Source organism: Paenibacillus sp. FSL R7-0333 (genome assembly GCF_038000365.1).
Lineage (GTDB): Bacteria > Bacillota > Bacilli > Paenibacillales > Paenibacillaceae > Paenibacillus_AQ > Paenibacillus_AQ silagei.
On record NZ_JBBOBZ010000001.1, the window covers coordinates 1,277,260 to 1,288,720 of the forward strand.

Below are 11,461 nucleotides of genomic sequence, written 5' to 3' on the forward strand. Positions count from 1 at the left end.
GAATTGTCCAAACAGACACAAAGAGCCGCAGATTCTCAGTTTCCTGAGACCTGCGGCTCTTTGTTCATTTGGAATCCTGCTTCTCATAACTGCGGGAATAGCAGCCTATTTACGGGCCTTCATCTGGGCCGTCAGGGATTGGACGCCATTCATAATCTTATCCCGTGTATTCTTATTCTTCAGCAAGTAGGCGGCTCCCAAGGCTACCGTTGTAAACAAAGTCTTCTTGGTGTTCATGGTTATTCCTCCTTGGCAATAGTCTGGTTGTTAAAAGCTTATAACTAACATACCCGCATGCCAAGGTTTCTAAACGAAAGAATACTAAGTCTGTATCCGCTAGAACTGCATCCTAGCGCTTGCTGCCCAGTGAAGCACTGCCGCAGGACAGAGGTGAATCCATCGCTGCTGCGGGACAGGTCTTGCCCTTGTCACAGCCCGCACAGGCCCCCTGCTTGCCTTTCTGCACATGGCGGTAGATTATCCAGCCGGAATACCCGAATATTAGCGCCACAATCACAATATTAACGATCATTGCCGTCATCACTTCCTCTCCTAATAACTTGGACTTGCTGCGGGGCTACGACCATCCGAGCAAACGTCCTCCTTGATAGATCACCAGTGACACCGCATAGGCCAATACCAGAGAGTAACCCATGGAGAAGAATGTCCATTTCCAGGACGCAGTCTCTTTCTTGATAACGCCGACAGTGGCCAGGCAAGGAATGTAGAGCAGGATAAAGGCCATGAAGCTGATCGAGCTAAGCGGTGTAAAGACTGAAGCAATCTGGCCTTCCAGTCCCGCTGTATCCGGGGCATGGTAGATGATGTTCATGGTAGAGACCACAACCTCTTTCGCGAGGAAGCCGGGCACCAGAGTAGATCCCGCCTGCCATGTTCCGAAGCCGAGCGGCTGCAGCAGCGGGGCAATGAAGCCGCCGAATTTGGCCAGGAAGGAGTGATCCATGTCCACATTGAGACCGCCAGGACCAGCGTAGGACATCAGCCAGATCAGGACCGAGCCGGCCAGGATAATGGTCCCTGCTTTGCGCAGGAAGCCCTTGCCCTTCTCCCAGGTGCTGCGGCTCAGTGTCTTGAGCTGCGGCATCCGGTAAGGAGGCAGCTCGATAATGAAGATAGACGCCTCATTCTTGAACAGGTACTTGGAGAAGAACTTACACAGAACCAGGGCAAATACAACGCCCATGACATACATAGAGAGTACAGCTGCAGCTTGCTGGGCAGGGAAGAAGACCGCTGCGAACAGCAGATAGACTGGAAGCCGGGCAGAACAGGACATCAGCGGCATAAGCAGTGTCGTCAGCATCCGGTCCTTGGGCTGTTCAATACTTCGGGCCGCCATAATCGCCGGTACGTTGCAGCCGAAGCCGATAATGAACGGAATGAAGGCCTTGCCGTTCAGTCCCATCCGTTCCATCGTGCTGTCCATCAGCAGGCAGACACGGGCCATATACCCGGAATCCTCCAGGAAGGAGATCATCAGGAACAGGATGAATATCTGTGGAACAAATACGAGCACGCCGCCCACACCGCCGATGAGACCATCAACGATCAGTGCGTGCGTGAATTCTGAAGCTCCGATGGCCCCCAGCAGCGAATTCGTCCAATCGCTGAGCTGACCGCCGATGAAGCCATCCAAGAGATCTGACAACGGCCCGCCAATCCAGTCAAAGGTAGTTTTGAACATGGCATACATAAACAGGATGAACAGGGGCAGTCCGAGAAAACGGTGGGTAAGGATGGAATCCAGACGTTCGGTCAAATTATGCGGTTTTTGCAGGGTGGAGTCTATCGCTTCAGCGCACACCTTGCGGATGTAGTCCATGCGGACCGAGCGAATCCACTGGGGAAGAGTGAGTGCAAGCTTATCCCGCTGCAGCCGGGTCTGAGCGGTATCTGCAATCAGCAGCAAGCCGGAAATATCCGTCCGCTTCTTAAGCAGCTCCAGGATTACCGGGTTCTGCTCCAGCAGCTGGAGAGCAACCCAGCGGAGATTAGGCAGACCAGAGATCTTTTGCAAATGTGTAACAATGGAGGCTATGGCTTCTTCAGCGAGTTCGCCATAATTCAACCGGAAGGTAACAGGCGGGATATGGGAAGGCTGCTCCAGCACGCTAAGCACCTGACTGGTTCCTTTGCCTGTCCGGGCAACCAGCGGCAGCACGGGAATACCGAGCTGTTCCGAAAGAATGTCGGGGTTCACCTGAATGCCGCGCGCCTTGGCGACATCGGTCATATTCAGTCCGAGGATCGTCGGCTTGCCATACTCCAGCAGCTGCAGGGTAAGCAGCAGGTTCCGTTCCAACTGCGAGGCATCGACAATATTGATAAGTGCTTCAGGGGTTTCTTCGATTAGATATTGTGCGGCTACGCCCTCATCACGGGAGAGGGGGTGAAGGGAGTAGATTCCAGGCAGATCGATGAGCTTCCCGGCTCCGTTCTTCAGGCTGCCGATTTTTTTCTCAACCGTAACGCCTGCCCAGTTCCCTACATATTCGTAGGAGGAAGTCAGGGTATTGAACAGCGAGGTTTTCCCGGTGTTGGGGTTCCCCACAAGTGCAATGGAGCTCATGATACTTTCACCTCTATCATAGATGCTTCCTTCCGCCGGATAGCAAATAGCTGACCGTTACATTCAAGCGTAATCGGACCCATGAACGGCCCTTTGCCCTTGAGACGGATCATTACACCCTCAGATACTCCCAGATCGGCCAGACGGCGGCGCAAAATTGGATTCATGCCTTCAATTCTTTGAATGGAGCCGGTAGTGCCTGGTTGCAAACGCAGCAAGGAGCAGGATGTTAGAGCCATTGTTATCCCTCCGAAAGAGACTGATAATCAATCTCAATGATTTCTTGTAATGTAGCATTTTACTGCCATTTATTCTGTGATTAATGTCATTGTTTCTGTTAGCGAAAATCGATATGAAGATTACTGAAATTTTCTTTACAATATCTTCTTCGTTAAAGTATGATTGAACGATAATATAAGCATAGTACTAAAGAGATACCCCGAAGGGAGAACAGATTGTGAAGACGAATCATAGTAAAATTGTCGATTGTACCATCCGTGATGGGGGATTGGTAAATAACTGGGATTTCAGTATTGAATTTGTTCAGAAATTATATGCCGGACTGAATGAAGCCGGTGTTGATTATATGGAGATCGGATATAAAAACTCGCCGAAGCTGCTCAAAGGGGCAGAGGGTGCAGGCCCTTGGCGCTTTTTGAATGATGACTTCCTGCGCAAGGTCATTCCGCAAAAGGGGCATACGAAGCTGTCGGCTCTGGTCGATATCGGCCGGGTGGACGAGAATGATATTCTGCCACGCAGCGAGAGCATGCTCGATCTGATCCGTGTGGCTTGTTACAGCAAGGATGTGGACAAGGCCCTTCAGCTGGTGCAGACCTTCCATGACCTGGGCTATGAGACGACCATTAATATTATGGCCCTGTCCAATGTGATGGAGAATGAGCTGCTGGAAGCCTTCGAGCAGATCCGTGAGAGCGTAGTTGATGTAGTCTATATCGTGGATTCTTACGGCAGCCTGGATCATAATGACTTTCATTACCTGGTAGAGAAGTTCAAGACACATCTTCCGGAGAAGCGGCTCGGTGTGCATACCCACAACAATCTTCAGCTGGCCTTCTCCAATACGCTGATTGCAGCCGAGAAGGGGGTAGAGCTGCTGGATGCTTCCTGTTATGGAATGGGCCGTGCCGCAGGCAACTGTCCTACAGAGCTGCTGGTTACCCATCTGAAGAATACGAATTATACGCTCCGGCCTGTTCTGGATATCATTGAGAACCTGATGATCCCTCTGCGGGAGAAGGAAGAGTGGGGCTATATCATTCCGTATATGATTACAGGAACGCTGGACGAGCATCCCCGCTCGGCAATGGCGCTGCGATCTTCGGCCGATAAAGATAAGGCGGTTGACTTCTATGACACACTGACAACACCCGAGGTCAATTTCGGGGACAAATAACCGTCTGGAAGGAGAAAGCACTGGCCTCTGTTTGTAGGCAGGTGCTTTTTTTCTGCCGAATCTGCTTCCTTACAATATTAGTAGGTGATCAATGTAACTTTACAGAGCTATCTAGCCGATATTTATACATAGGACATCATACACATCCATCTGACTTTATAGATATTATTTTTAGACGCGAGGGACTTATGAGACAAGAAGAGAGAAAGACGATTCATGCGGCTATTCTGGGGGCTGTGCTATTCCTTCTGATCCAGATTTTTCGTACACCGCTGGGCCGAATCGAGGACAAGGATTTACTGATAGCCTTTTACCTTATTTTGGGCTGCTGTACTGTCGCGTTCGGTTTTGCGATTTTTGCCCAGGGCTGGCTGCTGTTCGCCAATAGTTTATCTAAGGCTAGGCTGTACACCTCTGCATTGTTCCTGGGGGTGAGCATTTTTGATTTCCTGCATGTACTCGGGTTTGTAGGTATTCCTGGAATCACCTCGTATATCAGCCCGGAGCAGTCCTTATGGCTCCTGACGTTCTCACGGCTGGCCAGTGCACTGGGGATTATGCTTATTTTCAGCAGAGAAGACCAGCTTGTAGGAAACGGTGTCAAGGGGAAGGTGTTTCGGAATGCTTTTGTGGTGATTCTGCTGGCTTTGGCTGTGTTTGGTCTCGGCAACCTGATTGTCTCCGGGCTGGCGGACGAACCATGGGCAGAAACGGCAAGAGACCTGATGAATATGGCGATACTGTTCGTCTATTTACTTGGTGCTGCGATTATTATCTATCCTGGCAAAAGCGAAAAGTCAGCCTCTCTGCTGATTATTATCCGTTCCCTTGTGTTCTTCTCACTGGCTCAGGTCTTCTTCATGAATCTGTTCAGTGTCGGAGAATTGGATTATCTCTTCGGGATGCTCAGCAGCGCAGCGGCCTATTATCTTCTGCTGACCGGGGTCTACAGATTGACGATTGAGGAGCCATTTCAGGAGAATCAGCAGGCGGAAGCGCGGATTAATTATCTGGCGTATCACGATGAGCTGACAGGTCTTCCGAACAGACGCCGCCTGATGCAGCGCATGGAAGAGGTGGTGCTCCTCAGTGAGCAGGACAAAAGCCGCGGCTTCGCCGGGCTGGTCATTATGAACATCAACCATTTCAAGAATATCAATGACTCTCTTGGCCATTATGCAGGAGATCTGCTGCTGCAGCTGGTCGCCCGGCGGATCGGGGATGAGGTTAGAGTCAATGAAGAGCTCTTTAGTATGGGAGCGGACGAGTTTGCTTTTCTGATGACGGAGCGGACGGGTCTGGAGAATTGTCTGGTTCGGGCGGGTGAGCTGCTGCGCCTGTTCGAGACACCGGTAGGCCTGGAGTCGGGCGAATACCATATCTCACTGAGTCTGGGGGTAAGCATCTACCCCGGGGATGGAGATACGGCAGAGCAGTTGATACAGAATGCAGACACAGCGGTGCACAATGCCAAGGATCAAGGGGTGGAGATCCGCCGCTATATTCCGGCTATGCAGATGAAGGCGAAGGAACGGCTCAAGCTGGAGAACGATCTGCGCCGGGCGCTGGAACGGGGGGAGTTCTATCTGGTCTATCAGCCCCAGGTACTACTTGAGACAGAAGAGATTGTCGGCATGGAGGCGCTGTTGCGCTGGAACCATCCCAAACGCGGCTTGGTCTCTCCGGTGGATTTCATTCCTATCGCTGAAGAGAGCGGGCTAATTGTCCCCATTGGGGAATGGGTGCTTAAGACGGCCTGTATGCAGAATAAAATGTGGCAGGATGCCGGCTATCATCCGATTTGCGTGTCCATTAACCTCTCGATGCGCCAGTTTCTGCAGCCCAATCTGGCCGGCAAAATTGATGCCATCCTGAAGGATATCGGTCTAGATCCCTGCTACGTGGATTTGGAGATTACCGAGAGTATGACCCTCGACAAGGAGACCGCCTTCGACCAGCTGAACCGCCTCAAAAGACTTGGCGTATGCATCAGCATCGATGATTTCGGCACAGGCTACAGCTCGCTGCATTATCTGAAAAATATGCCGATTGACCGCTTGAAGATCGACCGTTCCTTCGTATCCGATGTCATGGAGGACAGCAACAATGCCGCGATTGTCTCTACGATTACCTCGATGGCCCACCATTTGAAGCTCAAGGTCACCGCCGAAGGTGTGGAGAACAAGGAGCAGCTGCACTTTCTGCGCCAGCAGCATTGCCATGAGGCCCAGGGGTATCTGTTCAGTAAGCCGGTGAAGGCAGCTGAATTCGAACAGTCCTTCCTCAGGCCTTTGCTGGAAATGCCGTCGTAACCTCCAGACCTCCGGTATCTGAATTTAATAGGGTTGCAATTTATTCGTAGTGGTGCTACAATGTTTCTTGTACTCAATTCGAGTTGCGGGTGTAGTTCAATGGTAGAACTTCAGCCTTCCAAGCTGATAGCGTGGGTTCGATTCCCATCACCCGCTCCATATTTAACTTCCGAAATCCTTGTCCGCAAGGGTTTTTTTGTTGTTTCGGAGTTGTTGCAGGGAACTAGAATGTGTGGATAATGCTGATCAGGGAGGATAGGGTACAGGGAAGAAGACGTAGTGGCAGGACGTGAGGGAGTACCTAGTGATAGAAGATACGTGAGTACATAGGGACAGAACAGAACTTAGGGTCAGAACATAAGGGATAGTACATACTGGCAGAACAATTACTAAATCTGCTGAAAGTAGGGTGCGGCTTCATTCAAAGGTAAAAGTCCCTCTAATTCGGCCTGAATTGAGCGATAGGTGAAAATGAGAGGGATAAATCCCTCTGATACGGCTGAAAGTTGGCTAAACGGGAAAATGAGAGGGATAAATCCCACTGATGCATCTGAAAGTCAGTTATACGTGAAAATCAAGGGGATAAATCCCACTGATTCCGCCATCTGTGGCCATACGAGAAATTAGATGGCTGGATTGCAAAGGTGAGTAGTAGCACAAAGACTGCATACGCTCCAGCATATAAAACTTAGCCGAAAGTTGACGGTAAGCAGAAATGAGGAGCATTAGTGCACCTGAACTCGCTGAAAGTTGACGGTAAGAGAGAATGAGCACAGGTGTCACAAGTCACACCGGCTACACCAGCCACAACTAATTCATCTGTTGAAAAAGGCAGGCCCCTGATCCTTCGGGGGCCTGCCTTTGCTGATAAATGTGTCCCGATGACAGGTAAGCCGTCTGCCTTGGACGTTAGACAGTCTTCAGGAACTCGACAAGGGTCAGCAGGCCTTTGTCGAAGTTCTCCAGGTTGAAATGCTCGTCCGGCGCATGCAGATTCTCGTCATCGAGTCCGAAGCCCATCAGGACGACTGGCGCCTTCAGGATGCGGGCGAAGCTCTCCATGATTGGGATGGATCCGCCGTCTTTGGTGAAGAGGGCACGTGTGCCGTAGACCTTGCCATAAGCATCGGCAGCGGTCTGGAGGATCGGGTGCGACGGATCGATGTTGAAGGCGCGTGCCTTCTCCATCTGCTTCACCTGAACCTTGGCGCCATTCTGGATATTAGCCTTCAGATGGGCTTCAACGGCATCCAGGATATGCTGCGGGTCCTGGTCGCCGACCAGGCGGCAGGTAATCTTGGCATGGGCTTCCTTCGGGATTACGGTCTTGCTGCCTTCGCCTTGGAAGCCTCCGTATACGCCGTTCAGCTCCAGCGTTGGACGCGCGCCGACCCGTTCCACGAAGGTGTAGCCTTCTTCGCCGTACAATTGCTCCAGGCCGAGGGCGGTCCGGATTTTGTCTTCATCCACACCTTGCTTGGCGAATTCTTCGCGCAGCAGCGGGGACAGGGCAGGCACACCTTCGTAGAAGCCTTCTACAGATACGCGGCCCTTGTCATCGTGAAGGGTGCTGAGCAGCGAGACGAGCGCATGCAGCGCATTGGGAACGCCGCCGCCGTAGGAGCCGGAGTGCAGGTCAGTCAAGGCGGTGTTCACTGTGACCTCCATCGAGCAGAGACCACGGAGCCCGGTGCAGATGGCCGGGCGTCCGCGTTCCAGCAGAGAGGTATCCGAGACGAGAACGGCATCTGCCGCAAGCTTGTCCTGATTCGTTTCCAGGAATGGCGGCAGGTTGACACTGCCAATCTCTTCTTCCCCTTCGATGCAGAGCTTGATGTTGACCGGCAGAGTGCCCTCTTGCTTCAGGATCGCCTCGATGGCTTTGATATGCATGAATACCTGGCCCTTGTCGTCTGTAGCGCCTCGCGCATACAGCTTGCCGTCACGGATCTCCGGTTCAAACGGAGGCGTAGTCCACAGGTTCAGCGGATCCACCGGCTGTACATCATAATGGCCGTAGACCAGAATGGTCGGCTTGCCGGGAGCGTGAAGGTAGTCTGCATAGATCACCGGATGACCGGCTGTAGGGTGCAGCTCGATGTTCTCAAGACCCGCACGCTTCAGGGTCTCTACCAGCCAGCCGGCAGCGGTATTAATATCTTCCTTGTGGCTGGACAGGGCTGAAATGCTGGGGATCGCCAGCCATTGCTTGAGTTCGCTGAGCTGGGCTTCGCGCTCAGTCTGAAAGTAAGTTTCATATGACATTGTGGGTATGTACCTCCTTGGAATTCGCTGCTTAATACCACAGCTACCCGTATTATGCGGCAATATGCATAACGGAGGGTCTCTGCGGCTCAGGTTCGGCAGTGTAATGCATTCATTATACTGGAGATATCCCGATGGATCAAAAAAGGATTGTCCCATCCCTTCAACTGAGGGTGACTGGAGCTGCGTAGCTTAGGTAACACTTCCTTGCAGGCTGTTGATTACTGGCAGTAACCGTGATAGACTTACTTAGTTTAAGCAAAGGAACCGCCGAGCGCGGCGGAAGCGACAGGAGCGAAATTGAAGTGTCAGCGAATATGCCTGCAAGTGTTGAACCGTTATATATATATACTTATGCCCATTCACCGGATGAGACCTCTTTATGCGGGATGGAGCTGCGCTGCCTATTCGGCAGGGAGATCCCTCCGGCTATATTTGCAAGCGGGGTAGAGGTGGATGTCAGCCGCAGTCCTTTTATCAAAGAGCGGATTGATGTGATGTACGAAGGGGACACGCTCCCGGAGATCTACAAGCAGACGGAGCAGGTAGATGTGGAGGGGCAGAGCTTCAAGGTTATTTTTGTGAAGACTAATGATCTGGCTCCTGAGCACAAAATCGAATACGGTGAGCGCAGAGTGATTGAGCGGGAAATCGGCCTGCGGATTGAGGGAGAGGCGGATGTGAACCATCCGGAGCTGGTGTACGGGATTGTAACGCTCGGTGGACGCTGGTACTTCGGCCCTTATCATAAGAACAATGCAACCTGGTTCCGGCAGATGCACAAGCCCCGCAGTTACTCCATAGCGCTCAGCACACGGGTAGCCCGGGCGGCGGTCAATATGGCGGTTCCGCGCATACCCGGTGTGAAGCTGATCGACCCCTGCTGCGGAATTGGCACGGTAATGGTGGAAGCACTGTCGATGGGAATCGATGTCGTCGGCCGTGATATTAACCCGCTCATTGCAGCCGGTGCGCGGACGAACATCGCTCATTTCGGCTTCGAGAGCATCGTGACGCTCGGTGATATTGCAGACATCCAGGAGCATTATGATGCGGCCATTGTGGATATGCCTTATAACTTGTATTCACGGATTACCCCCGAAGAGCAGTTTGCAATTCTGAGCCATACGCGGCGGATTGCGGACAGAGTGGTCATTGTGGCGATTGAGGCTGTGGATGAGATGATTGCTGCGGCCGGTTTTACGATTGTAGACCGTTGTGTGGCGCGAAAAGGTGCGTTCTCCCGTCATCTGATGCTGTGCGAGTAGTGCACCTTGAAGGAAAGGCGTAACTAAATCCGAGTGAAGGCGGTGTGCTTATGGAACCGAAATGGTTAACCTGGGCCAAAGAAATTCAAGGGATTGCCCAGACAGGGCTGACGTATGCCAAGGATGTATATGATATTGAGCGTTATCAGGCGCTGCGGGAGCTGAGCGTGGATATCCTGGCGAACTATACGTATGAGAGCAAGGAGCGTATCCGGCTCTCTTTCGCGGGCGAAGGCGGGTACAGCACACCTAAGGTGGATATTCGGGGAGTGATTTTTCAGGATGATAAAATTCTGCTCGTACACGAGAAGCTCGACGGAAAATGGGCACTGCCCGGAGGGTGGGCGGATATCGGCCTGTCACCAAGCGAGGTAGCGGTGAAGGAGATTGCCGAGGAATCCGGCTATCAGGCGGAAGCGGTCCGTCTGCTTGCCGTACTGGATAAGAAGTTCCATCATCATCCGCCGGAGCCGTACCATACCTATAAAATGTTCATCCTCTGCAGAATTACCGGCGGGGAGGCGGCGGGTGGTGTGGAGACGAGCGGTGCGGGTTTTTTTGCCGAGGATGCATTGCCCGAATTGTCTGAAGAGCGCAATACGGCGGAGCAGCTGCACACCCTATTCCAATATTTACATCATCCCGAAAAAGAAGTAATATTGGACTAAAGCACTGCATATAATAGATAACCAAGAGTGTATATAAGTTTTATGAATACATTTTTTGGTTAATATTATTTATGTAAGCCTTTACAGTGATAGTCCGCTGAGCCTTTATATCTAAAAAATTTATCGAAAACATCTCTTTTTGGGCCTGGCGGTCTACATTTTTTCCTCTGCTTTGACGATAAGAATTTTAGGAGGGGATCGCATGGAACAAGAAGAGCTAAGACTTCCGCTTGCGCAGGAGGGGATGACCCGGCCTACAGAGGGCAATATTGCCACGGGCCTGGTATGGGGTGTCCTGATCAGTATTCCCTTATGGATCTCGTTGATCGGCTGGATGATGGGCATCTGGAAATTCTAAGACCCGTCCGCAGAAGCTATATTCCACTACTAACTTACACATATACAATGAAGGCTGCCTCTTCGAAGTGAAGAAGCAGCCTTTTTATGCTGAAATTACAAGTCGTTGTTGATATGCACCAGCTGGAAGGTCTCGCAGACCACCCGCATATCCGGGTCGAATGGCTTGCCCTCACGCCCCAGCTCCCTGGTGAAGAACACCTCATGCTCGTAGCGCCAGGATTCAAGGCTGCGGTCATCCTCCCCTTCGGAGTAGGCGAATTCAGCGGTTACCTCAGCGAATGGAACGACCTCCACCTTCGTTGTTTCGATGATCGCACGCGGCTGCCCCTGACTGTCCAGCAGGATGGACAACCCGCCTGCAAAAGGCATGGCCAGCCCCTGGGCTTCAATCAGCTCAGCATTCTGCGCGGTTCCTGTCTTGATTCCGCTCAGAACCAGATCCAGCAGCTCATCCGCCAGCCGGGGATTGTCGCCGAACGCCCAGGCGCTGTCGAATTTGTCTGCCGCCTCCGGATGCTTCACCAGATAACTCTCCCAATATTTCGCAATTTCCGGGGTTAATGTCATTACGGTCACCTCTA

At 51.9% G+C, this 11,461-nt stretch carries 11 protein-coding genes and 1 tRNA gene; 6 read left to right on the forward strand and 6 right to left on the reverse strand.

Translation table 11 applies throughout. The features are described from left to right. Window positions 1-105: 105 nt before the first annotated feature. The 4 genes from MKY86_RS05430 to MKY86_RS05445 form a co-directional block, all read right to left on the reverse strand. Window positions 106-237, reverse strand: coding sequence for a hypothetical protein (locus MKY86_RS05430; RefSeq protein WP_256707444.1), 132 nt, complete (start codon window positions 235-237; stop codon window positions 106-108). 112 nt (window positions 238-349) lie between these two features. Further along, window positions 350-541, reverse strand: coding sequence for a FeoB-associated Cys-rich membrane protein (locus MKY86_RS05435; protein WP_339254387.1), 192 nt, complete (start codon window positions 539-541; stop codon window positions 350-352). Window positions 542-577: 36 nt separating this feature from the next. Then, the gene (feoB, locus tag MKY86_RS05440; protein WP_076076908.1) at window positions 578-2,590 is read right to left on the reverse strand and encodes a ferrous iron transport protein B; all 2,013 of its coding nucleotides are present in this window, start codon (window positions 2,588-2,590) and stop codon (window positions 578-580) included. Continuing rightward, the gene (locus MKY86_RS05445; RefSeq protein WP_036696155.1) at window positions 2,587-2,829 is read right to left on the reverse strand and encodes a FeoA family protein; all 243 of its coding nucleotides are present in this window, start codon (window positions 2,827-2,829) and stop codon (window positions 2,587-2,589) included. The genes feoB and MKY86_RS05445 overlap by 4 nt, the downstream gene beginning before the upstream one ends. Window positions 2,830-3,047: 218 nt before the next feature. Between MKY86_RS05445 and MKY86_RS05450 the strand changes: the two genes are divergently transcribed. From MKY86_RS05450 to MKY86_RS05460, 3 genes are all read left to right on the forward strand, one after another. Beyond that, window positions 3,048-4,007 (forward strand): aldolase catalytic domain-containing protein, encoded by a 960-nt coding sequence (locus MKY86_RS05450; protein WP_200869575.1) that lies wholly within the window; start codon window positions 3,048-3,050, stop codon window positions 4,005-4,007. Window positions 4,008-4,195: 188 nt separating this feature from the next. Beyond that, window positions 4,196-6,319, forward strand: coding sequence for a putative bifunctional diguanylate cyclase/phosphodiesterase (locus tag MKY86_RS05455; protein WP_076076905.1), 2,124 nt, complete (start codon window positions 4,196-4,198; stop codon window positions 6,317-6,319). A gap of 85 nt (window positions 6,320-6,404) precedes the next feature. Next, window positions 6,405-6,478 (forward strand) — tRNA-Gly (locus MKY86_RS05460). Between the two features lie 750 nt (window positions 6,479-7,228). Here MKY86_RS05460 and MKY86_RS05465 read toward each other — a convergent pair. After that, a complete protein-coding gene (locus MKY86_RS05465; RefSeq protein ID WP_076076903.1) occupies window positions 7,229-8,584 on the reverse strand; it encodes a dipeptidase in 1,356 nt (451 codons plus the stop codon). A gap of 317 nt (window positions 8,585-8,901) precedes the next feature. Between MKY86_RS05465 and MKY86_RS05470 the strand changes: the two genes are divergently transcribed. From MKY86_RS05470 to MKY86_RS05480, 3 genes are all read left to right on the forward strand, one after another. Next, window positions 8,902-9,852 (forward strand): TRM11 family SAM-dependent methyltransferase, encoded by a 951-nt coding sequence (locus MKY86_RS05470; protein ID WP_076076993.1) that lies wholly within the window; start codon window positions 8,902-8,904, stop codon window positions 9,850-9,852. Window positions 9,853-9,902: 50 nt separating this feature from the next. Further along, entirely contained in the window at window positions 9,903-10,520 is a 618-nt protein-coding gene (locus MKY86_RS05475; protein ID WP_076076900.1) for an NUDIX hydrolase, read from the forward strand. Window positions 10,521-10,722: 202 nt separating this feature from the next. Beyond that, the gene (locus tag MKY86_RS05480; protein ID WP_156949647.1) at window positions 10,723-10,878 is read left to right on the forward strand and encodes a hypothetical protein; all 156 of its coding nucleotides are present in this window, start codon (window positions 10,723-10,725) and stop codon (window positions 10,876-10,878) included. Between the two features lie 95 nt (window positions 10,879-10,973). Here the strand turns inward: MKY86_RS05480 and MKY86_RS05485 are convergent, their stop codons facing one another. Further along, a complete protein-coding gene (locus tag MKY86_RS05485; protein ID WP_076076898.1) occupies window positions 10,974-11,447 on the reverse strand; it encodes an ASCH domain-containing protein in 474 nt (157 codons plus the stop codon). Window positions 11,448-11,461 lie beyond the last annotated feature (14 nt).